The 23882-nt window shown below is 32.8% G+C and carries 24 protein-coding genes and 1 pseudogene; 17 read left to right on the top strand and 8 right to left on the bottom strand.

Going from position 1 to position 23882, the window contains the following annotated elements; genetic code table 11:
- Positions 1-763: 763 nt before the first annotated feature.
- Positions 764-2575, top strand: a complete 1812-nt coding sequence (ltrA, locus tag QQS35_RS05850; RefSeq protein ID WP_285930976.1) for a group II intron reverse transcriptase/maturase — start codon at positions 764-766, stop codon at positions 2573-2575.
- A gap of 175 nt (positions 2576-2750) precedes the next feature.
- Complete coding sequence (locus QQS35_RS05845; protein WP_285930975.1) at positions 2751-3035, top strand: DUF4190 domain-containing protein; 285 nt, start codon at positions 2751-2753, stop codon at positions 3033-3035.
- A gap of 88 nt (positions 3036-3123) precedes the next feature.
- Here QQS35_RS05845 and QQS35_RS05840 read toward each other — a convergent pair.
- Positions 3124-3609 (bottom strand): annotated as a pseudogene (locus tag QQS35_RS05840) (transposase); the annotation flags it as partial.
- 61 nt (positions 3610-3670) lie between these two features.
- Here QQS35_RS05840 and QQS35_RS05835 point away from each other — a divergent pair.
- Positions 3671-4132 carry a hypothetical protein gene (locus QQS35_RS05835; protein ID WP_285930974.1) on the top strand — a complete coding sequence of 154 codons (462 nt, stop codon included), beginning with the start codon at positions 3671-3673 and terminating at the stop codon, positions 4130-4132.
- 82 nt (positions 4133-4214) lie between these two features.
- Here QQS35_RS05835 and hxlB read toward each other — a convergent pair whose 3' ends face one another.
- Together hxlB and hxlA are read right to left on the bottom strand one after the other, a co-directional pair.
- Positions 4215-4772, bottom strand: coding sequence for a 6-phospho-3-hexuloisomerase (hxlB, locus tag QQS35_RS05830; RefSeq protein WP_285930973.1), 558 nt, complete (start codon positions 4770-4772; stop codon positions 4215-4217).
- 4 nt (positions 4773-4776) lie between these two features.
- On the bottom strand, positions 4777-5409 hold the full coding sequence (hxlA, locus tag QQS35_RS05825; protein ID WP_285930972.1) for a 3-hexulose-6-phosphate synthase: 633 nt from the start codon (positions 5407-5409) through the stop codon (positions 4777-4779).
- A gap of 251 nt (positions 5410-5660) precedes the next feature.
- On the opposite strand from hxlA, the gene QQS35_RS22895 reads away from it, so the two are divergent.
- Positions 5661-6377: a winged helix-turn-helix transcriptional regulator gene (locus QQS35_RS22895; protein ID WP_407933944.1), complete on the top strand. Its 717-nt coding sequence runs from the start codon at positions 5661-5663 to the stop codon at positions 6375-6377.
- A 584-nt stretch (positions 6378-6961) separates the two neighbouring features.
- Here QQS35_RS22895 and QQS35_RS05810 read toward each other — a convergent pair.
- Together QQS35_RS05810 and QQS35_RS05805 are read right to left on the bottom strand one after the other, a co-directional pair.
- Entirely contained in the window at positions 6962-7420 is a 459-nt protein-coding gene (locus QQS35_RS05810) for a hypothetical protein (RefSeq protein WP_285930971.1), read from the bottom strand.
- Positions 7421-8206: a hypothetical protein gene (locus QQS35_RS05805; RefSeq protein WP_285930970.1), complete on the bottom strand. Its 786-nt coding sequence runs from the start codon at positions 8204-8206 to the stop codon at positions 7421-7423.
- Between the two features lie 889 nt (positions 8207-9095).
- On the opposite strand from QQS35_RS05805, the gene QQS35_RS05800 reads away from it, so the two are divergent.
- Together QQS35_RS05800 and QQS35_RS05795 are read left to right on the top strand one after the other, a co-directional pair.
- The gene (locus QQS35_RS05800; RefSeq protein ID WP_285930968.1) at positions 9096-9365 is read left to right on the top strand and encodes a hypothetical protein; all 270 of its coding nucleotides are present in this window, start codon (positions 9096-9098) and stop codon (positions 9363-9365) included.
- A gap of 117 nt (positions 9366-9482) precedes the next feature.
- Positions 9483-10046, top strand: a complete 564-nt coding sequence (locus QQS35_RS05795) for a GNAT family N-acetyltransferase (RefSeq protein ID WP_285930967.1) — start codon at positions 9483-9485, stop codon at positions 10044-10046.
- Positions 10047-10382: 336 nt separating this feature from the next.
- Here the strand turns inward: QQS35_RS05795 and QQS35_RS05790 are convergent, their stop codons facing one another.
- Positions 10383-10919: a GNAT family N-acetyltransferase gene (locus QQS35_RS05790; RefSeq protein ID WP_285930966.1), complete on the bottom strand. Its 537-nt coding sequence runs from the start codon at positions 10917-10919 to the stop codon at positions 10383-10385.
- Positions 10920-12566: 1647 nt separating this feature from the next.
- Here QQS35_RS05790 and QQS35_RS05785 point away from each other — a divergent pair.
- From QQS35_RS05785 to QQS35_RS05735, 11 genes are all read left to right on the top strand, one after another.
- Positions 12567-12695, top strand: a complete 129-nt coding sequence (locus QQS35_RS05785; protein ID WP_285930965.1) for a hypothetical protein — start codon at positions 12567-12569, stop codon at positions 12693-12695.
- 1375 nt (positions 12696-14070) lie between these two features.
- Positions 14071-14667 carry a hypothetical protein gene (locus QQS35_RS05780; protein ID WP_285930964.1) on the top strand — a complete coding sequence of 199 codons (597 nt, stop codon included), beginning with the start codon at positions 14071-14073 and terminating at the stop codon, positions 14665-14667.
- A 186-nt stretch (positions 14668-14853) separates the two neighbouring features.
- On the top strand, positions 14854-15336 hold the full coding sequence (locus QQS35_RS05775) for a hypothetical protein (RefSeq protein ID WP_285930963.1): 483 nt from the start codon (positions 14854-14856) through the stop codon (positions 15334-15336).
- Positions 15333-15689, top strand: coding sequence for an aminoglycoside adenylyltransferase domain-containing protein (locus QQS35_RS05770; protein ID WP_285930962.1), 357 nt, complete (start codon positions 15333-15335; stop codon positions 15687-15689). Before QQS35_RS05775 ends, QQS35_RS05770 begins: the two co-directional genes overlap by 4 nt.
- Positions 15690-15891: 202 nt before the next feature.
- On the top strand, positions 15892-16425 hold the full coding sequence (locus QQS35_RS05765; RefSeq protein ID WP_285930977.1) for a class I SAM-dependent methyltransferase: 534 nt from the start codon (positions 15892-15894) through the stop codon (positions 16423-16425).
- A 642-nt stretch (positions 16426-17067) separates the two neighbouring features.
- Complete coding sequence (locus tag QQS35_RS05760) at positions 17068-17373, top strand: PadR family transcriptional regulator (RefSeq protein WP_285930961.1); 306 nt, start codon at positions 17068-17070, stop codon at positions 17371-17373.
- Positions 17374-17389: 16 nt separating this feature from the next.
- The gene (gene chrA / locus QQS35_RS05755) at positions 17390-18580 is read left to right on the top strand and encodes a chromate efflux transporter (protein ID WP_285930960.1); all 1191 of its coding nucleotides are present in this window, start codon (positions 17390-17392) and stop codon (positions 18578-18580) included.
- 913 nt (positions 18581-19493) lie between these two features.
- Positions 19494-19754: a hypothetical protein gene (locus QQS35_RS05750; protein ID WP_285930959.1), complete on the top strand. Its 261-nt coding sequence runs from the start codon at positions 19494-19496 to the stop codon at positions 19752-19754.
- Positions 19755-19813: 59 nt separating this feature from the next.
- Complete coding sequence (locus tag QQS35_RS05745; protein WP_285930958.1) at positions 19814-20029, top strand: hypothetical protein; 216 nt, start codon at positions 19814-19816, stop codon at positions 20027-20029.
- Between the two features lie 609 nt (positions 20030-20638).
- Positions 20639-21166, top strand: a complete 528-nt coding sequence (locus QQS35_RS05740) for a DUF421 domain-containing protein (protein ID WP_285930956.1) — start codon at positions 20639-20641, stop codon at positions 21164-21166.
- An 85-nt stretch (positions 21167-21251) separates the two neighbouring features.
- Positions 21252-21797, top strand: a complete 546-nt coding sequence (locus tag QQS35_RS05735; protein WP_285930955.1) for a DUF421 domain-containing protein — start codon at positions 21252-21254, stop codon at positions 21795-21797.
- A 266-nt stretch (positions 21798-22063) separates the two neighbouring features.
- Here QQS35_RS05735 and QQS35_RS05730 read toward each other — a convergent pair whose 3' ends face one another.
- Together QQS35_RS05730 and QQS35_RS05725 are read right to left on the bottom strand one after the other, a co-directional pair.
- On the bottom strand, positions 22064-22516 hold the full coding sequence (locus tag QQS35_RS05730; protein ID WP_285930954.1) for a GNAT family N-acetyltransferase: 453 nt from the start codon (positions 22514-22516) through the stop codon (positions 22064-22066).
- Between the two features lie 1046 nt (positions 22517-23562).
- A partial coding sequence (locus QQS35_RS05725; RefSeq protein WP_285930906.1) for a transposase occupies positions 23563-23882 on the bottom strand: 320 nt, incomplete at its 5' end.

Raw genomic sequence — 23882 nt, 5'->3', positions numbered from 1 at the left:
AGTTGTGCGAAATGTTCCTAGCTTAAATGGAGGATGGTAACATCTCTCTGGTAAAGGCTAGGCAATTCCATGTGGAATTGAAGGATTATATCTAAGAATCAAATGAAGAGGTAACGCTCCGAAGGGTTCTCTCTTAGTCGATTAGCACTTGAATTAGTAAGAATGACAGTGTTGAGAGCTCGGTGAAAAGGCGTAAGAATTCACCGTAACAGTGTAACCTAGCTGTCGAAAGCCTACCCGATGGGGTGGTGTGAATCATGATGCTTGAGTTGAATGAATACGGTGAGTATGCGAATCAACCTAAAAGAAAAAGGTTAAGCTGACAAACTTCTGAATGTACGGGTCTAGACCTGCAATACATAGAAATGTGTATATCACCAAATGTGAGGTTAAATGTGGGTGAGTAAAACTAACTAATATGAAAATCCATGATATGTTAAAGGCATATGAAAGTTAACAGGCTTACAGGAAGCACCTAAGTTCATTTTATAATAGATATAATTCAACGTTGTAAGCTGATAACGTGGAGGGCTTACTCCTTATGAAACGTTGGAAAGGAAAGCAATAATGACAATAGTTATTGTATAACTTCCCTTTATATCAGTGAAAGTGGTGGCACAGTACCAATGAAGTGTCTAATCAACACAGAGGGATAGCCACTAGACTAATGAAGAATCATTCAACCATGTAAGGCAGATCTTTATCGATTAATAAGGTTCTCGTGAGACTAAAAGAGGTTAACTCCGAAAGGGGTACCGACTTATTGAAACGGAAGAAACTGAGACATAACGAGTATTATAATCTACAAGAGTGTTTTGACACTCTCTACACTCAAAGTGTCAATGGTGAAAAGTTTTATGGATTAATAGAATTGATGAGTTCTGATGAAAATATAAGGCTTGCCTATCGAAATATCAAAAGGAATACAGGAAGTAAAACGGCAGGAATAGATAAATTAACAATTAAAGATATTAGTCATTTATCAGTGGAAGATGTGATAGTAAATGTTCAGTCTATGTTTCAATCATTTGAACCACAGAAAGTTAGACGTGTTTTAATTCCCAAAGCAAATGGCAAGGTACGACCACTAGGAATACCAACCATTTGGGATAGAATTATTCAACAGTGTATTTTACAGATATTAGAGCCAATTTGTGAAGCAAAGTTTCACAAGCATAGTTATGGATTCAGACCGAATAGAAACACCCATCATGCAAAAGCAAGATTTGAATTTTTAATTAATCAATCTGGGCTTCACCATTGTATTGATGTAGATATTAAGGGTTTCTTTGATAATGTTAATCATAGTAAACTCTTAAAACAAATTTGGTCTTTAGGCATAAGGGATAGGTCGTTAATCGCTATTATTTCAAAACTATTAAAAGCTGAAATTCATGGTGAAGGTGTACCATCTAAAGGAACACCGCAAGGTGGCATTCTATCTCCACTACTTTCAAATATTGTTTTAAATGAACTTGATTGGTGGATAAGTAATCAATGGGAAACTTTCACAACTCACTTTCAATACAAAACAAATGGGATTAAATATCAAGCACTGAAGAAGTCTGAACTAAAAGAATGTTATATTGTCCGCTATGCGGACGACTTTAAGGTTTTGTGTCGTACACGTACACAAGCAATCAGAATGAACTATGCAATTAAAGATTTCTTGATGACTAGATTGCACCTTGAAACAAGTGAAGAAAAGTCTAGGGTAATAAACCTAAAGAAAAATTTTTCCGAATTTCTCGGGTTTTCTATTAAAGCAGTAAGAAAGGGCAAAACGAGGTTTGGTTATGTAGCCAAGTCAAATATGTCTAAGAAAGCCAGGCTAAATGCTTCTAACAAAATAAAACATTCAATCAAAGCTGTTCAGAAACATCCTAGTAATCAAACCGTTTGGAATTTCAACACTATCGTTATGGGGATACAAAATTACTATTCAGCAGCCACTAGAATTACGATAAATCTTAATGAGTTAAACTCTTATCTACGGAAAACGATGTATAATCGCCTAAAGATTCTTAGAACTGACGCAGAATTTCATGACATGACCAAGACATTACAAAAAAGGTATAAAGGATACAAATGCAAACTGCACAAGATACAAAACATGGTGTTTGTACCCATTCATGCCCAAAAATATAAAACGAATTTATGCTTTACCCAGGATACGTGCAATTACACGACCGAAGGTAGAGAAAAGATACACAAAGGGTTAAAAGCCATAAATAAAGATGTCTTATCTTACATTATGAAGAGTTTTATTCCAAATCGGACAATTGAATATAACGACAATCGAATAAGTAAATTTATTGCTCAGTATGGTAAGTGTGCCATTTCTAGAGTAGAACTAGGTCTTAATGATTGGCATTGCCACCATAAGAATCCTTATCATCTTTCAAACGATGATTCATTCTCTAATCTAGTAATACTGCATGAATCAGTCCACAGACTAGTACACATGAAAGATAATGATAAAATTAATGCATTAATAAAAGTATTAAATCTTTCCAAAAAGCAAGTAGAAAAACTCAACGAACTTCGATTACAATGTCATAATCAAGTAGTTTGATTTCGGAGAAAGCAACAGTCAAATCTAAAAATACATAAATTGAATGAATTGGATTAGTTGGAACGCCGTATGCGGTGAAAGTCGCATGTACGGTGTGAACAGGGGGAAAAGGTAGAGATAACTTCAAACCCTTACCTATCTGTATGAAGAAGGAATTAGAAGGGGAGGATGCAAAATGAGCAATGTAGATGTTTCAAATGATATTGATATTAAGGATAATAGAAAATGTATTGTTTCATTGGTTCTTGGTATTCTTTCAATTATTACTTTTATCGTGGCTTATTTAGGGGTAATACTAAGTATTATTGGACTAATTTATGGCTTCTTAGGGTTAAAAGAGGTAAATCGTTTTAAACAAAATGGAAAAAGAAAAGCCGTAACAGGTATTACCTGTTGTTTTCTTGGGATATTCTTAGCTTTTATGTCTAACATTATTGCTGTTTATGCAATATTTAGCTAAAACAGCTAATAGTTTGTTAATTGAACATGCCAAATAACCTTCATCAATAATCTAATTGGAAGGTTTTGTTGTATTTAGATAGATATAGTTAATAAGCTATATCTTGGAAAGTAGTTCTGTTTTTTAGTAAGGTGTAAATCCAATGTAATAGTTTATTTACACAGGGAATAACTGCTTCTCTGAAGGTTTTTTCTTCTTCACGTTTCTTATCGTAAAACTCTCTTAATCTTTTATTACGTGCTATTATCTCATCAGTCGTTTTCTTCTTACGAGAATCACGACTACCACTTTGAACAGCATATATAATTAATGACGAAGCCTACAAGAACCTCTTTTGGTAATTCGATTGACTGATGCGGTAAACTAACCAGAAGAGTATACTCAAGAATCTACTCCAGCGAATGCAACAAGCTTTTTGGCATCACTGAACCAATCTATTTCTCCAACCTCGGATAAAACCGTGGCGGCGATTTTCTCTCCGATTCCAGGGATAGACTGAAGTATATGATACTCTTATTTCTTTAGCGAGTGCATATATTTCAGCTGCAATTTTAGATAGGTGCTTTTGATATTGAGAAACATACTAACTAATAGTTTAATACAGTAATAAAGATATATGAATACGGAGGAAGATTATGAAGAGATTAATCTTAACAATTTTAATTGTTTTTTTAACATCTTGTTCCAACACAAAAAGCTACGACAATGAATTTGTGGGAGAAAGTAAAGATTGGAAAGTTAATCTTATTCAAAATGCGACGGTAATATACAAAGACCATCCTGAGTTAGAAGATCAAAATGAAATTGAAGTCGATCAAACGGATACGCTGACCTTAACTTATAAAGGCGATTTAAGTGAAGTAACCAATGAAGATGTTGCAATAATTCACAGTACATTTATATTAGGCAGTACATTCCCAACTGTTCCACATGAAGATAAGATAGTAAAAGAACTTAATAGAGATGTATCTGGACCCTCCGCACACATACCAAAAGATATGGAGTATCCTGCAGTTTATACAGAAGAAAGTACGGTTCAGGTAACTATAAGATGGCTTGAAGAAGAACAAATTATAGAATTAACAACTGGGAAATAACAGTGACTAAGAATGTCTATGAACGCCTTAAAAGATAAAGCTACAACTGGTCTAAACATTTGTAGCTTTATCTTTTAAAACCTTATTCCAAATTAGCATGTTTTCCATACATTTTGCCAGAATTCAAACCGTTTTTCTCCATGAATTTTAAGATTACTGCATCATAAAAGAGAAGGGAGGTTTGCTCAAAAAGGGAGCCCATCGGTTGAATCGTTATGTAATCCGTATTCGTTTGATCTTTAGGTGCTCCGTGCAATGTAATGGTAAAATCAGCAAGCGATCCAATCGTCGATGCTGGTGATAATGTCACTACCGCTATGTTTCCACCAATGCTCTTTGCTTTTTCAGCTACAGATACTAGCGTTTTTGTTTCACCTGATCCAGAAGCGATAATCAATAGATCGCCAGCTTCAAAGGTAGGGGTAACCGTTTCACCAATTGCATAAGCGTCGATGCCCATATGCATCATCCTCATTGCAAAGGATCTCACCATAAAACCTGACCTTCCAGCCCCAGCAACAAAAATTTTATTTGTAACGGAAATCTTATTTACCAGTTCTTCTGCTTCCTCATTATCAATAAGATCTACAGTATGGGTCAGCTCTTTTATGATTTCTTCTAAAAATTCGGTCGTTTTCATAGGCTTAACCTTGTTTGATCATTTGTTGCATTTCTGCTGCAACACCTTTTTTGTCTTCTTGGTTAGCGATTCCGCCACCAACAATAACTAGATCCGGTTGAGCTTTAACAACTTCTGGAAGTGTTTCTAATTTAATACCACCAGCAACTGCTGTTTTAGCATTTTTTACGACGCTCTTAATTTTAAGAAGGTCTTCAAATGAGTTTTTTCCAACAGCTTGAAGATCATACCCAGTATGGACGCAAATATAGTCTACACCTAATGCATCAACTTCTTTTGCTCTTTTTTCGATATCCTTAACTGCGATTAAATCTACAAGAATTCTTGTGCCTTGCTTTTTCGCTTCTTCTACAGCACCTTTGATTGACTCGTCTTCTGCAACACCAAGTATGGTAATAATATCAGCCTTAGCTTCAGAAGCTTTCATAACTTCATATCCAGCAGCATCCATTGTTTTCAAGTCAGCGAGTACTTGTAAGTTAGGGAAAGCTTCTTTTATTTCCGTTACTGCTTTAAGTCCTTCTATTTTAATTATCGGTGTACCGATTTCTACAATATCAATATGTTCTTCTACTTCCTTTATTAATACCTTCGCTTGTGGGATATTGACAAGATCTAACGCTAATTGTAATTCCATTGATACATTCTCCTCTTCGTAATTTTAAAAATCTCATAGGTTTAAAGATTAAGATTGTAATATTAGTTTTTTCAGCTAATATCATTGCAGCCCCATTTACAAGTGTCTCCTTGATGGAGTTAAAATACCTTTAGTTGATCATGTAAGTGTTGGCTATGTTAATAATCATAAATACAAATCTTACTTTTTGTAAGTAGGCACTTTTTTTTGATATAGTATCTTAAAATAGACTAACGCATGAGGTAGGGGAAATGATGAACAATGAAAAAGTTATTTATCCTGAAAAACAATTAACGCTCTCTGTTTTAGAAGGAAAATGGAAAATCACTATTTTATGCAATCTGGGTTTAAAAGGTACAAAACGATTTGGAGAACTAAGAAAATTGATTCCTAACATCACACAACAAATGTTGACGAATCAGTTAAAGGAATTAGAGAGTAATGGAATTGTTCATCGAGAAGTGTACCGCGTCGCACCTCCTATGGTAGAATATTCTTTGACACAGCAAGGGAAAGGTCTTCTTCCTATTTTGGAATTATTAGATACATGGGGCAAAGAAAATAAAAATCTTAATAAAGAGGAAGATCAAGCTATTTATTATGAAAAAAGGCTGACATTATCCATTATAGAAGGCAAATGGAAGCTTATCATTCTATGTCATTTAGGATTAATAGGCACTAGACGATTTGGGGAATTAAGAAAATTAATACCAACCATAACTCAGAAAATGTTAACGAATAAATTAAGGGAACTTGAACAAGATGGAGTCGTTCATCGAGAAGTATATCCAGTTGTTCCACCAAAAGTAGAGTATTCCTTGACTGAGCAAGGGAAAAGTCTGCATCCTATTTTACATATGTTAGAAGAATGGGGAAAGAATTATATCAAACAATCGAATAAAGCTATGGAAAACTTTAAGAGTGCTGAATTATCGGACAATTCTATTTCTGAGAATAATACCAATTAGCTAAGTACCAGTACACTTACAGCATATCTGTTAACAAATATAAAACATGTAAACATGGAAAACTTTACAAAAAATTGAAATATCATTTAATAGATGGAACAGACATTAGTGCATAAACTGAATTGCTGGATTCAGTTTATGCACTAATGTCTACATAGAAAAAATAACAACAGTAAGGATCAATCGATTGAATTCACAGGAGTTCATACATGTCTGGTGGAAGTAAACAAATTGATGAACTTACCAAGACTTCAAAATAGAAGATAGTGAAAAATTAACTATGTTAAGTGATGTGGAGATGGAACAACAGATTGAAAGAAGCCTAAGTATAAGCAGTAGCATTCAAAGTTCGATGCGCCAAAAAAAGGAATAAGTTCCATCCCATGAAAATCCATCGATTCTTTTTATTGTGATTGATCTAATCTCATTATAATTGACAGTACTGGGGAATACCGCCACCGCTAATTTTTTTGAACCATCCTTTAGTTAAGTGGTGAGTCATCATATTCTATACACGCGCTTTCTTAACCACAGCAATTCCCCTTACATGTTTCGAAATTGTTCAACTAAGTATACCTCTTTCCTTAATTATCTAGCTTAGCTATACCTATTGGTGCGTATTCGAGTAGCATTGATTCAATATGTTCTATCCTTTCATTAGGGCATTCAATCACAATTAATATTTGATGATTATCTTTCTCTACTTTTAATCCTTTTTGTCTTTTAATTTTTCTAAATATGATATCGACAACAAGTCCTAATACAATTCCTGAAATTAATCCAATCAAGCCCCATAATATGGGACCTAAATGTAAAACAAAACCATAAATAACTCCCAGTAACATAAATATATTAGCAAAAACGGCTATTGTATCAATTATAGAAGATTCATCATGTGCAATCATTCTCCAGATATTCTTTTTTGGTTTTTTAGAATGTAATGGTAAAGCTAAAATATCTTCAACTGAAAAGCCATCTTGTTTTAGATCGGAAAGCATAAGTTCTATATTCGTAGACCTATAAAAGGTTGAAAAAATATACATTTAGTCTTTTCCTACTTTCAATGGTGTACGATTAGGCATTTGAAATTTATGGGATTGATAATTTTTTTCGAAATATCTGCTTAGCTCAACATCAAAATATTTATTATATTCTTTCCCATTTACATAAGTTGAATAGAGATTATAGACAAATACGGAAGGAATGAATAACAGCCACTGTGGATCAAGAACTGCAGTAGCTTCTGCAAAATTCCCTTGCATTGTTAGATTTACAGCAGGCAACAAGTTTGAATAGTACACTGTAATTACAAACCAAATAAATTCAAAAATACCAGTGGGTAGATGATTTAAGTATAGATGGCCCAGTCCAGGTGTAAAGGCGGACCAGTAAACAGCATGCTTGGGATTTCTTCTATATAAATAATTTATTTCTGACCAATTCATACTATAATTTTTATATGGAGCCTTTTCTCTCCTAGCTAAAATCGTAAATTTGTTAAGTTGAAATGTCAAACGCATACAATGCCATATTTGAAACACATATACCGTTATATAAAGCAAAAACCAATTCGTATTAATTAGATTCTGTGCTTCCTGAAAATTTCCGGTCATACTTAAAAAGATGGCGGTATTAAGTTTAATTTTGTAGTTAATAAAAAATTCCCAGATAATAAATAGGTAACCCTCAAAGTATTTACACAAAATTAAATGCCCATAACCTGGAAAACATGCTGCCATCCATGCCATCATCCAGGGGTTTCGAAGGTGCATATGATTAATCGTAAAGGGGTTTATTTTCACTAAGGGATATCTTACCTGACGATTCATATGCTAGTCTCCAATCCGAATTAAAGATATCTATAGTTTCGTCCTTATGAGTAAAAGGTATTCATATTTCTGTAAAAATTATACAAAATTCAGAAGGAAACGTTGAAACAAGGACTGTAACTCCAAATTGTCTTTTATAAAACGAAAGCTGAAATATATTTATTTTTGCTAAGGTAGTGTATGACTGATGAATCTACTGTAATGAGAGTGAAGGTAAAGTCCCAAGTCTAGCGACATGGAATGATTATTCCATACGCTCGTTTCACAATCGGGTAAGAATGCGAGATTTTCGCAGTGTACGCTCTTAATAAGTAGAGTAGTAGGCACTTTCTTGTTTCAGGGTAACAAGGAATTTATGGTCTATGTCCATAGGGTTATATGGAACGTTAAATGACATGAACTATCACAGTTCGTGTGGAGCAGAGAAAAGCTTAAGACAACCAAATGCTTATCTAGGTTAACCGCTCGACGAGCTTGAATATCGGCGAAAGGATTTAAAATTAGGTTCTACGAACTAGGAAGCAGGAAAAGCAGAATCCTAAATTGGTAACGGGTTCAGTTTTTGAGTGCAAATTATAATAAACAAACCTTTTAGTAGACTAATTAACATATAAATTAGGCAGCTTATTTTTGTAGATTTAACAATGATTTTACATATAATAACTGCAAATTTGCACCCTATTTCAGTTGTTTTGGATCTAGCTATTGCTAACTACATAATTTGGTTGCTAAAATGCTTTCCAATTACGTTGCTACAGTTCCATACAAGACATAGGTTAAATGGATATTTATGTTAAAATAATTATATGAATGTAATTAATCATACTTAAAGTTTAGTTGAAGATTGGGATGAGTGGGCTAGGGCTATAAACTTTATCGGAGGTGTGTTATGAAAAAAGAAAATTTCAATCTATTTGTAACTATTGTGTCTATGTTAACTATAATAGGACTTATACTTTTATTCTTCAGCACTCATTTTGGCACATCAATGGCTGACAATTGGCTTATGGAACAGGGTGGAGCGGATACTGCTATGTTTCATATTAGGATAAAAAGCTATATAAATAACTTTTTAGTTTCTGGAGGTATCCTTTTCGGTATAGGACTTTTCACTCTTTTCCTAACTTATTTTATAAAGTTGACTTTTATTAAAGAGTAGTAAAGCTTTTTATGAAAAACAAGAGGACAGTGTATAAACAAATATTCTTATTGAACTAATAACTTAGTCTAGTCGATCAAGGGCATATAGCCTAGGAAATGTATTGGGGGAAGAATCATGTACAAAGTAAATATCGATTCAGAAAATCACCTTTCCATTTTAGAACCGAGACACGCCAAGGAATTATTTCAATTAATAGATGACAGTCGTGAAAATCTAGGGAAATGGCTTTCTTTTCCCGAGAAAACAAAGAAGGTTGAGGATTCTGTAACATTCATAGAAAAATCATTAAAAAGACTATTCGAAAATAATGGTTATTGGTCTGGTATTTGGCATAATGGAAGTATTGCTGGTTCCATTGGCTTCCTATATATCGATTGGAGTGCAAGAAAGACTGAAATAGGTTACTGGCTAGGGGACAAATTCACGGGTAAAGGTTTGGTAACAAAAGCAGTAAAACAATTTATTGACCACTCATTTAATGATTTGGACTTGAATAAAGTTGAACTGACTGTTGCTAGTAATAACTTGAAAAGTAGGGCAATCCCTGAAAGACTTGGCTTTACACAAGAAGGTACTATTCGAAAATATGAATACTTAAATGGTGAATATCACGATAGGGTTATTTATGGCTTATTAAAAGACGAATGGAACACAACAGATATCATCAGTTTTTACTAAACAAAAGAAGGGTGCGTTTCTTGAAGAAGGAATTACATCCTTTGTTCGACTAACGAAGCACCCTTACCATATCCAAATTAGAATTCCAATTTAATGATAAACGATCTTAATTGTAATTGGTTCTTTATCAAAAACCCAACCAAGAATAATGATAAATACAGTTCCCCAAAATGCTATAAAATACAAAATGTCTCTTTTAGATTGGAAGAACATTCATACTACACCTTTTCCTTCTTAAAAAAGTATACGAAATGTCGTAATCGACGATCCTTTATTCAACTCTAGTACCCTTTAGCTGAAAACTTGAATTCAAGATGAATTGGGTATCTTCTTCCATTATATCTCTTCGTTTTTCAAATCTGAAACCAACATTCCAAATACAATGCTATCTGTCCACTCACCCTTACTCCAGAAATCCTGTATGAAGTGAGCTTCCTTTCTCATCCCTATTCGCTCACACAACTTTTGTGATGCCGAATTCCTCGCATCAAAGGTGGCTTGAATCCGATGTATGTCAGATTCTTCAAATAATTTTCTAACTAAATAATTAACTGCTTCTGTTGCATACCCCTTACCTGAAGATTCAGCAGAAAAACTGTACCCAATTTCAACCGTATCCTTCATACCTGTATACCATACAGATAAATCACCAATAACTTTCGTACGGCACATCACTGCCAAACTTAAGTTGGTTTCCTTAGATAGGGAACCGTTCTTTAATTTTTTATCAAATGATTCCTGCATACTTTCAATTGTCCACTTATCATGCAGTAGATACTTACATGTCTCATTGTTATTGTATATGTGAAACACATCTTGTAAATCATTGCTCTTAAACGGTCTGATTGTTAATCTTTCAGTGGTGAATTCCAAGAGAATCTCTCCTTTTTATCTATTTAATATTTTGTAATTTGGATTTGTAACGCCATCTATTCTTTACTTGTAGATAACACCCAATAACTAGGTATAGTAGTCTATTTAATTGCTTTATTTAATTTACAACTACTTTAATGTTTTACATAGGTTAGTAAATGATTTATCATTATCTCGAAATTGAGTCTTCAACATTCCTGCTTCTTTAACAGTATAAGGAGGGCTGCAGATAAGGGTACATCATAATAATCTTCTGTTTAATTAGTGGATTTCTCATCTAAGATAGCAACTATTTCATAATGACTTTCCTCCATAGTCTCACTATCACTCAATTCTATTACTAATAATCTAGAATCAACTTTTGAATAGATGTATCCTTCACTAAGATGTTGATTAAACAACCCCATATATTTTTTCATATGCAATACTGTTGCATTATTATATACTAATTTGATCCTTTCATAAATTCTTCAATCCAATTTACTATATGATGAAAGCTAGGTGTTTTGGTAAATAAGCATGTTATTTTATCTTTAACGAAAACTTTTTCACCACTATTAAGTGGTCACAATGCTTAAGAGAAGATAAAGTTTTTTGAGATTAAAAGAAAAAGTTTTATGGCCCTCGACATAGGAAGAAAAGAGCAGTTAGATAAAAAAGCAATGAATGGAAACTGTTGTGGTATGAAATGAAGTTAAACTTATTAAATTGGAAATCTAATTTCTACAAGTAAACGTTAACAATCTATTTGTAATTTTGTAATCCAGAACCGACCCCATTACTAAATGAGCAAGGTTATAGAATTCCTACTGTTTTATAATTGGATATTTATGTTAAAATGTAAACAATATTTATGATAGTATGTACTAAAAATAACGATAGATTTTCTCAACAAGCGAGTCACTTTTTCATTAAAAGGAGTGAGGTAAATATTAAATTGGTAAGCAGTATTCAAGAAAAATATAGAAAAAGCAATAAAATATTTTTAGCTTTAAAAGTTTTATCAAGCGCGTTAACAATTTACTTTGCTGCTCGCGTTTTATTCATATCTATTTCGGGGTTGGTAAGTTCGGATACTTCAACTGTTTTTCCGAATTTATTAATTTTTGGTATGCTCTTTTCTTTAGTGTTATCTAATGTTGTTCAACTTGTTGAAATGCTCATTACCAAGAAAAAAGAATATTTTATACTATTGCTTATAACTACATTTTTCCTTCTGGGTGTTTCCACATTTTTATTGTGGCTATGAAATATGAAATCGTAAACCTTTATAAAATAAATTATAAACAAATAAATGCTAAAGTGGAACAAGGAGTTGGCGATGTCTCCGCTTCTTTTTCCCCATTGAGGAAAAACTCAATAAAATAGGAGGGAGTTGCTATTAACAAAGAGAAACAATTGGTTAAATGGGGAAAAACACGAAGATCAGGGATGTGAAAATATATTCTTATATGGATTACTATTAAGTGGAGGAGTTTCTATTCTCACCTAATATTAATCGATGTATTTTTAGAGGATACTATAGAATTTTATAATTATCTTTGGTTTGCTGGTCCATTTGGTTTTGTGCATGGAATTAGTAGTTGATTTTTAATAGAAAAAAGATATGAAAACCATAAGAAATTAAAACAACAGCGGAGGGATTTAATGCTCGTAGTCATTGGTTCGATAGCAATATTTATCACTCTTATTAGCATAGAATTACAACTTAGAAAAGTGAATAAAAATAATGAAGAAGTTGTTGAATTATTAAAACAAATCAAAGAAAAGAAGTAGACAAAATACTATTAAGTTAACAGTAAACATGGATTGGTCTTGATTGTAACTGGAATTACTAATCTTTATAATTAGTAGGCCTTTGCACAAACGAAAGTATAATTGATAGTAATTGGTTTTATTAGCAAACACTCCTGTGCTAAGGAGTAGTTAGTGGAACAAACCAGCAATCTTTACATTGTGAGGTGATTGAAAGTGGATAAAAAGAAGTATTTTATTCTTTTGCTACCTGCGTTAATAATCGGGGTAATTTTATTATATTATCTTCCAGCAAGTCAAAGTCATAATTTGTTGATAGTTCCGATTGTTTTTTGGATAATTTATTATACTTGGATATATATTGAAAGAAAAAAAGGAAAAATTAATTAGCTTTAAGTCAATGCTATGTGAAGCTATTAACTTAAAGTAGCGAAGCGGGAATAATTTAAAATCGATTGAAACCTATAAAAACTTATGAACGTATTGAATAAGAACAGCTACAATACTAGTAAGGGGGATCATTAAATTGATGCACTATTATTATCCAATACATTTGAAACAAAAACTAAGACATTGGATGTTAATGCAAGTGCTAATAAAAGGGGTAAAATATAAGGATATTATGATAATACTTTCAAAAGAATTATAGACAACATTGTTAATAGCTCTGTTAAGTTTTTCTTAAATATCAAATAAAAGATGATAATAATAATATTCGCTTAATTTCAAAAAACGGTGGCACATTGAAGAGAAAAGTTTATATTACTTATTTTGAAGAAAATGGCAGAGAACATGAAATAACAATGGTTGATTTAAAAAAATTGGCGGTTTTGGTGAAAAGGGAGTACATGTTAAATATAAAGAAAGAGATATAGGCAAGCCACATGGATAGCTGATTGGAAAATGCAGATTACTGCACGACGGGTTGAAGTGAACATATATGATAATGAATCTATAGAAGATAAATATTTAGTTATAGGCCTCTTTCATACTTGGTTCTATTAACAATAATATTATGTGAGAAGCATGTTTTGTTTATAAGCAGTAAAATACATAAGGTTTTTTAGATGTTGGTTACAATGAAGGAATTGGTGACTATAAAGCGTATTTTATTATACATATCCAATACTGGGCTTCTTGCCACAACAAATAAAAGATGTAAATGGATTAATAACTCTAACCGTTAAACCGAAGGTAAGGACTAATCCTGGCTATTACTTTTCTAGTGGTTTAGAATTACTTTAATTAACGTAATTGAAAAATATAACTGTAAAAGAAGTGGAATTAGAAGCAATTGATTACCTCAAAGAAGAATTTAGATAATTTAACTAAAGGGCTACAATAGTGTAGAAATACAAAAAATTAAATAAATGAAAGACAGATAAGGAGATATATTATGAAGAAGTTTTCTTTAGTAATTTTGCTTGTGACAATATTCATGATGGTTAGCGCATGCTCTGAGACCACAAGTGTTGAACCATCTACCACTCCACCGGCCATAGACAAACAGGAAGATAATAAGAAGGTTTCTGATGAATCGTCCATTACTGACATTAATAAACAGAATAATGAAGATAAACCACAATCACCAAAAAAAGATGACGACTCAGAAAAAGAAAAAACTCAAACTTCAACGATAAATAATTCTGATAGTAGCACAATAGATATGGATGTAGAAAATTACTTGAATGAGAACTATTCCATTGATAACACTCATTATCTTACGGAGAGCTGGGAAAGTGAAGACACTGGAAGGGTGAACTATACAATTAAAATACTTCCTGATACCAAAGAATTTGGACAAGAAATTAATGATGTGTTTAAAAACGGTCTATCCCATAAGGATGAAAGAACACAAACGTTGTTTGATTTGGCTAAGCAAATCATGGAGGATTTACCTGAAATAAATAAAAAGATTCATATTGATTCAGTTAATTGGGTGTCAAACGATGATTTCGTTGTAATGTTAATACAAGATTATGAAAATAGTTAGTCAAACAGGAACTTTCAAAGCAACACGATGGATAGGTTGATCATTGGTGTTGATCGTTTAAAGTCTATAGTACCTATACTTATAAAGTGAATAGAAACTATAGGATTGAAATGAGTTTTCATAATTAGATGATATTAAACTTCATTATGCTCATAAAAAAATCGTTAGATTGCCAGGGGGAAGCAGATGAGAATACCGCCTATTGTTGATGCTGTCCTAAACGAGTATATTAACCTTTTCAATGAATTTTTACCAGGAACCATGGAAGGATTATATTTACATGGTTCCATTGCACTTGATGCTTATGTACATAATTCTAGTGATATTGACTTTATCACTATAACTAATCGTCCTTTAACAGACCAAAATGCAGAAACAATATCGTATATTCATTCAACGATTGCAAAAAAATACAAAAAACCAGAAATGGACGGAGTATATATCCTTTGGAAGGATTTAGGTAAACTTTACTTAGATTCCAATGATTATGATTGTAATTATCTATTCTATAATAATGAAAAATTAAGTTTCGGTAATTATTTTAATTTTAACCCTATAACTTGGTGGCTCATTAAGAATAAAGGGATAAACATATTAGGAAAGGTTCTCAGGACTTTGCATTTGATATTCAAGCACATGAGTTATTTTCTTACGTACTGGAAAATATGAATACATACTGGATAAATACTATTCAAACAGCTGAGAATTTAATTAATGACTTGGCTAATAAGCCTATCGAGGAAATTGATTTCGAAATAGAATGGACAGTTCTTGGATTACTACGGCAGTTTTATACTCTCCAAGAATATAATATTGTTTCTAAAATGGATTCTGGTAAGTATGGATTACTACACATGCCAGTGGAATGGCATAGTATTATTGAAGAAGCAATAAACATACGAAAAGGTGTTAATAAAAGGTCCTTTGTCTCAGAAATGGAACGAGTGGAAACTACTTTAAGGTTCTCTAAATATTTGATTAGACGTTGTAATAATTTAATAGAGAACAATATATGTAACTAGTGCATGTTGTGTATTGAGTTTATTTTATAAGGGGGTTACTTTGGCCCCCTTTATTTTAGTGCTGTACTATGTTGCGCTAAATTTACTTTTATATGATATAGGAAGCAAAGAACCGTTCCTGCTTCCAAGGAGGATTAATTTTAATTTGTTGAATAAATTGATTGAACAGGCCAAGAATCCAAGAGGGAAATTAGGTTCATTTATGTTAGGGATAATGAATAGTGCTCATACTGAAATGAACAAATGGGCTTTCGAACAGATGACTTTTAGAGAAAATATGAAGATTTTAGATATAGGTTGTGGTGGTGGAAGAACAATTCAGCTATTATCGAAACAAAGTCCAAATGGAAAAATATACGGGATAGATTATTCACAGCAAGCAGTAAATAACTCTATAAAAGCAAATAAAAGAGATGTTGCCACTGGAAAAGTACATATTTGCCAAGCGAATGTGATTGACCTTGCTTTTCCTAATAATTATTTTGATGTTGCGACTGCTTTTCAAACACATTACTTTTGGCCTGATTTAGAAAACGGCGTAAAAGAGGTTTATAGAGTATTAAAGCCTGAAGGTAGTTTCTCAATCGTAGCCGAAGTATATAAAATCAACTATCATATGGATAGTTATAATACTAAAGAAGAAATAGAGCAATGTTTAAAAAGGATAGGGTTTAATAAAATTACTATTATTGAAAACAAAACTAAAAAGTGGATTTGTATAAAAGGTATTAAATGATAAGGTAGATATGCGCTGAAATATACTTATCTTTAGTAGAATCCAAACTGGGCTGTACTAGGGGCTATGTTTTTATAGATATGAGTTTTGCAAGACAAATACACATGTTGAATCATCACCTATTTTAGCAGTCCGGGAAAAGGTGTTAAATGAAGAGGGGGTTGATCCTGTTTCCCAGTTTTTTGATGATTGGGACAAGGGAGAGAGCAATATGTTAATACTATCACCTTCGTATTTTTTTGTTAATCCCATTTCACTCTATTCTTTTTTCTGCTGAATTTTCTTTAAAAGATTATTATTGAAAGGTGAAAAAGTGGTGGAAATAAACCATAGGGACTGGGTAATGGTTTTTATTCATATCTTTAGTAGAGTTGTTTAGTACCATTGGAGAGTTTTTTCAAAAGTGTAATTTCACAACAAAAAATTACTAATTATTTAGAAGTAGCTCAGATTTTATAAATTACATGGTCATTTTATTTATGTAGTTTATAAACGTTAAAGTAGCACACACTTAACAAATGTAATCTAAATGTAAAGAATTTTGTATCATGTTGCATTTAAAATCCAAACAATATAAAATTTAAAAACGAAAATCGATATTTTACTTCGATATCGAAATGCGGTTATGAAAGGGGTAGTTATTTGGACAATAAGGTACTTCGCAAGCTTTTTCTAGGTTTTATTCATATTCACATCTTACACCATGCAAAAGAAGAGCCTATATATGGATCTTGGATGCTTGAAGAATTGCATGAACATGGCTATGACATGAGTGCAGGTACGCTTTACCCAATTCTTCATGGGATGGAGAAAGACGGGCTTCTTATAAAAAATGAAGTGAATGTAAATGGAAAGATAAGAAAGTATTATCAAGCTACTGACAAGGGTGAACAGATTCTGGTAGAAGCGAGAGCTAAAGCTTATGAATTATTTAAGGAGATAAAATAAAAAGGAGGGTGCCCCTATGTCAAAACAAAAAAACAAATTGCAAACTCTCATTGAAATATTATTGATTTCAACCAAACTAGGATTAACTTCGTTTGGAGGACCAGTTGCTCACCTAGCTTATTTTAAAGATGAATATATTGATCGTCGTAAGTGGCTAGATGATCGAACGTATGCGGATATCATTGCAGTTTGTCAATTCCTTCCGGGACCAGCAAGTAGTCAGGTAGGTATATCCATAGGAATGTTGCGAGGAGGTTTACTTGGAGGACTCATCTCTTGGTTTGGATTTACAGTACCCTCGATTATCGTTCTGATTGTTTTTGCATTCATGTATCAAACCTTTTCTTTAGATGATGCTGGTTTCATACACAGCTTGAAGATTGTCGCTGCAGCTGTAGTCCTCCATGCACTAATAGGATTAGGTCAAAAATTAACTCCTGATAAATCTCGATTAGGAATAGCTATTGTGGCAGCTAGTATCATGTTATTGTATCCATCTGCATGGATGCAAATATTAATCATTATTTCAGCTGGTTTATTAGGTTATAAATTTTTTACTGATAAAGCTGAGTCCAATGTGCAACCTTTTTCGGTGAATATCTCCAAAAAATTGGGTGTGATTTCTTTAGGTATTTTAGTAAGCTTACTTATTATTTTGCCGATTTTAAATAGAATTTCAGATAGCCCTTTTCTTAATATTTTTGATATCTTTTTTAGAGTTGGATCCATAGTATTTGGTGGTGGACATGTTGTATTACCAATGATTGAACGCGAAGTGGTGCCTACAGGCTTATTAACAGCGAATGAGTTTTTAGCCGGTTATGGTATGGCACAAGCAGTGCCTGGTCCATTATTTACTTTTTCTAGTTACCTAGGAACCATGATGGAAGGGGTCACTGGAGGTATTGTTGCAACGATTGCCATATTCCTTCCTTCGTTTTTGCTCATTATTGCGGCTTTACCGTTTTTAAATGAATTACGTAAACGAGCGAGTTTTCAGGGGATTTTAATGGGGGTCAATGCCAGTGTTGTAGGTATTTTGCTAGCAGCATTCTATGACCCAGTAGTAAGTAGTTCAATATTTAGTTCGGCAGACTTTGCATTAGGTGTAGTATTGTTTGGTTTGTTAAATATATGGAAAGTACCTGCTTGGTTTATTGTTATATTAGGTGTTGTAGGTGGATATATTTTACAGTTTATTATGTAATAGTGAAGTTTTTTGGTTTAATTTCCAATTACATTGATAGGAATATTATGTATAATCATTTAAAAAGAACTCTAATAGGTCTTTTTTATTTGTCTAGGTAATTATAATTGTAGTGTATTTTGGATAACTGACTATTGCGTGTGCCACGTCCAGCTATAGCGCCCTCTCAGCAAGAGGTCTTTAGCTTATGCTTTTAATCTTAAGAACACGGGCTCTGTTTTTGTGAGAATTAAACATGTAGAATTGTAACAGAAAAGAATCTCCTTTCGATATAATGGAGTTGGCCGTCAAACCGACTCTAAATTAACAGAAAGGAGATATGAATATAATTTATCATAGACCCGATGAAATTTTAAGTATCATATTTTGTTTATACCGAAATATTGAAGGGAAGTAATATATGGAATACTTAGAATAGATATCGAGGGGATTCCAATACGTCTAATTAACTTGTTAGCATATTTTAAGAGGGTATAGAAGTAAAGGCAATGTTTTTATTGCACATTCTTTCAAGTTGATGAGTAAAAACTGTGAACTAAAGAAAGAGAAACTTTTCTTTATTGTTTTAGTGTGGATTATACATTGATTACAATATTAATTAATACGAAATCTTCTTTAATAGGGAAAATAATACTTGTCATTCTCTCGATAATAATTAAAGTACAAATGTATGTATTAACTAAAATAAATCAGAGAAAAAGTGATTTTATACTATTTTGATAATAGTCTCATAGTCGGCATTGAACGTAAGGGGAGCAATATTTAAAAATGGAGTTGTCGAGTGCGATAGCTCTTTATTCTGTTACATGGCATTAAAAATGAAACAAATATTCGCTACTTCTAGATTGAATAGGAAGCAGAGAACCGTCCCCTGCTTCCAAAAACGGTCGGTTACAGAGAGGGATGTTTGAATATGGCTAAACCCATCCAAAGTTGGCAGGATAAAGAAAAAAAGGATAATGTGTATTTAGTTTTGTTTATGGTTGCAGCAATTATAAATACTATCTATGACCTTTTTTATTTCGGTTTAAGTGTAAGAGTTGTTATTTTTCTACTATTCTACATAATACTATTCTATTTAGGCCTGCGTAGAGCAAGATGGGCAGAGGTTTTGATAAAAATTTATGTTTGGGTAACTGTGATTTCTATCATCTTATTTCCTTTCTTCAACTAACTGGTGCTTATCTTCAATTTATTGAAGTGAAAGTCGGAGAATAGGGGGACTATCTATAAATGTCTGGTGTGGAATTTTTATCAATATTAACTATCATAACAATTTTCTTTTTCGTTGATAAAAGATATAGAGGGTGGAAGGTTGCATTAGGTCATGTAGGTTATGGTATTAGTGTGCTTTTCATGATGGTTGGAGGTAAATACCTCATTCTATTAGGTGTATTTATGGCTTTAACTGTTTACTTTGTTTTGTTCAAAATCGGAGAAGTAAAATAGTCATATAAACAAAGCTATCAGTGCAATAAGAAAATATAAAACAGAAGGATTGGATAATTTTATATTCAATCCTTTTTCTTTACTAATTCAACTGTTAATTGGTTTGATAATTACTACTTTCTCCTACAAATGTGTTTATGTAAAATAAAACAACCCGTTTCAAAATTGGGTTGCTTTTTTATTTTAAGGAGTTCTACTGAAGTAGCTAAACAGTTAAAAGTTAGTGTTGATGATAGTTGGATATAAGAAAGGTGCTCGTATTCCCCTTTTTGTATGTATTAAATGTGGTTATGCTAAACGCCAGAAGATTTACTGTAAAAATACTTTTATGATTAGGTTGGAGGAATATAAAAGAAACTGGAGGTAACAAGTTTTCCTTTCGAAAGCTGGTTTTCGTTTTAACTGACCATATTTCGGGTATTTTTAATTCGAATGATACTCATAGCTTTGTACACGCTTCAGATCTTTTAGATGAAATCTGCAGGCAAAGAGAGCTGGATGGTCTGTATTCCAAATTGAATGGAAGCCAGCTGGATTACCGGTAACTGTTTTTGATGCTCTCGATAGACGATATCAAGCTGTAAAGTTCATATAAGAGGAGGAAAACCAATGTTTGAGACATTTCTTTTTGACAACTGGAACGATCTCTTATGGATTTTCCTAATGTCTATACTTATTTATCCATCCCTTATTGTGATTCTGAGGGGATTTGGAAAACGAACATTGACGAACGTTAACATGTTCGACTTGATTATCACCATTGCATACGGGAACGTATTATCAAGTATAATTATCACCCACGAAATTTCATATACCGACGGGTTTACGATTATGTTTATAATGACGGTTTTGCAGGTCATCCTCTCGAAATTACAGATGTATTCTAAGACTCTTAAAAAGCTGGTCAAATCAAAACCAGTATTCCTTTACTACCATGGTGAGTTCAATGAAGTCGCCAAAAATCGCCACCGTTTACAACGAGACGACCTTTTGCAGGTTATTCGTAAGAAAGGAATCCGCTCCTTTGCAGACGTGACAGCGATAACACTGGAAGGGGATGGGACACTGGCAGTAATGCAAAAAGAAGATAGTATTCCGGATGATGTGTTAGAAGACGTCATTTGGCTGGATAAATAAACTTTTATCACTATTGCTGTTAAGTATGGCAGTAATTCCTGAAACTGTGTCTATCTAAATTCTAATCAAGAGGGGGGAATGGCTCATGTTCGATTCGTTTCTGTTTGACAACTGGAAAAACTTGCTTTGGATTGTCCTGATGGGTGTAATCATTTACCCGACATTCCTCATCATTTTCAGGATTTTCGGGAAAAGGTCACTGACACAGGTAAACATGTTCGATTTCATCATTACTGTGGCATACGGGAATACATTAGCTAGTATCCTGATTATCCAGAGCATCTCATATACGGAAGGTGTCCTGCTGATTTTTATGTTGGCAGTTCTGCAGTTTATATTTTCAAAACTCCAAACCAAATTTAAACCCTTTTGGAATTTGACCAAGGCAAAACCGATATACCTCTATTCCCAAGGGGATTTCAACCAGGAGGCCATGAAAAGAGAGCGCCTAAAGTTTGAAGACTTGAGGTCGGCTGTCCGCAAACAGGGAATGGTGTCATTTCAGCAGCTTGATGCTCTAATACTGGAAGGTGACGGGACAATCACCGCGGTGAAGAAAGGGGATGGCAGTGTGCCAGAATCAGTGAGTGATGTCATGTGGAAGAAAAAATCAGAAAAAACACTTAAATAAATTAGCACTGTGACAGTTATCTAAAATGAAGCAGTTTTTGCTGGATTAACTGATGAAATTTACTGTAAATCACCGGTTCAATTTTAAAAAATATAGTCTGTAATAACAAAACATCTGTAAATCATAGATCTGATTTTATACGGTAAAGGAATAACAAAGAGCCAAAATATACAATTTAATCAATAAAACAATGTAAATTTTGGCTCTTTAAAACATTTATGTTTTGAACCCTGGCAGCTGTTAGTTTAACAGAGTTCTTTTTTAACTTATAAATCTTGAGATAAGCGAACCATATCTCTGCACTGAATACCATTCTCAAAAATTTCTTCTGGATAATGCTTAACAAAAAAGTCCATATCAACACCAATTATTCTAAAACCACACTTTTGATAAAGAGCTAGTTGCCCAATGCTAGAGTTTCCAGTTCCTATTTCAATTGTTTTGTATCCTTTTGTCTTAGCTATCCTAATTGCATTCATTACCAACTGTTTTCCTATACCTCTACCATGTTGTTCTTCAACAACTGAGACATTCACTAGCTCCACTGTCTCTGGTCTTGTTGGAAGCAATACATAAACTCCAATAACTTGCTGTTCTTGTTCAGCGACAAAACATTCACCTTTATTGACATGTTCCTCAACAATCTCTTTAGAAGGGTCAGCCAATAGCAACAATTCCATTGGCGGTTTTTCACCTTTTTTAAGTATCCTAATATCCATTTAAATCTCCTTTATTAACCTCTAATTTCTTTGATAATAAATTATTTTTTCTTTAATTAACCCTTTAGACATCCATATTAATAATCCGATATTACACGTATTGATATATTTAATATATAAACTAATTTAATGCCTTTCAACCAAATCAGTAAAAAAAGGATATTCTTAAATAGCTTTCATATCAGTATAAGATTTGCTTCCTTTCTTTATGTTGGGCCATTTTGTATAATTACTAAGTTTGTAAATTAAATACTTTTTGATACGGTCTAGAAATGCTTTCAGAGGAGAAGCCCCTTAATAATTAGATGGGTATAGATAGGAACTGTTTTTATATTATCCAACTAGTGGGAGCTACAATCTATTTTATCATCAAATTTGAACAAGTTTATTTTGAAGGCACTCTATAAATTAATACCAAGGCTTATAAGTTAATCATTGAAATTGACAAAAAAAATAATTCCTTAAGAGCTTTTCATTTAGAATGGTGAAGAGGACGCTTTTGCTGAGATACCAAAAAGGATCTAAGTGAATAGGAACTAATAATTTAGTGCATTTGGTAGGTGAAGCGAAGAGTACTAAGTGTTTATGTTGTAGATTTTGGCTGTTTATAATTGAGTATATAATACTCTGTCTATAATGGTATATTTATTCAATTAGAATTAGAACGGCTCAGGATGTCTTAAGAAGATTATAGAAGTAAAGGCAATGGTTTATTGCATATTCTTTCAAAGTGGTGATTAAAATGAGAACTAAAAAGAACCTTTTCTTTATTACTTTTGTTTTGATTTATACATTTATTGCAATGTTAATTAGTACGGAATCTCCGTTAATAGGGACAATATTACTAGCGATTCTCTTGTTAATAACTATAGGTTCGAATATAAATTTTCATAAAAATAAACAAGAGCAATAGTGATGGTTAATACTTTACATAACAGAAGCCGCATAGTCGCTATTGAAATAAAGGAAGCAATACTTAAAAAGGTTCTCTGTCAAATGTGGTGGTGTGATTTTCATGCCACCCTCTCTTAATTGAAGGGAGTTTTTTATACGAATACCCTTCGAACCTCTTGTCGCCATAATATTTTATTTTTCAATCGATCAAAATCTTTAATTCCATAAGACATGCGTTTGGTCACTTTAATCGTGTTATTAACACCTTCAATATAACCGTTGTTAAATGGGTACATAAAAGATTGTAGAATCTCTTGTTTCCATCGGTTAAATGTTTTTTCAACTCTGTGAAATGCTTCAATGGTAGAACTACTCATAACCAATAAACATTCCTCCAACCCCTTTTTAGCCGTTTTTTCATCACTAAATTTAAACCATTTGTCCAATTTATTTTTCAATTCATAAGCTTCTC

This window comes from Aquibacillus rhizosphaerae (assembly GCF_030282825.1).
Lineage (GTDB): Bacteria > Bacillota > Bacilli > Bacillales > Amphibacillaceae > Aquibacillus_C > Aquibacillus_C rhizosphaerae.
This window is presented reverse-complemented; position numbering and strand designations above follow the sequence as displayed.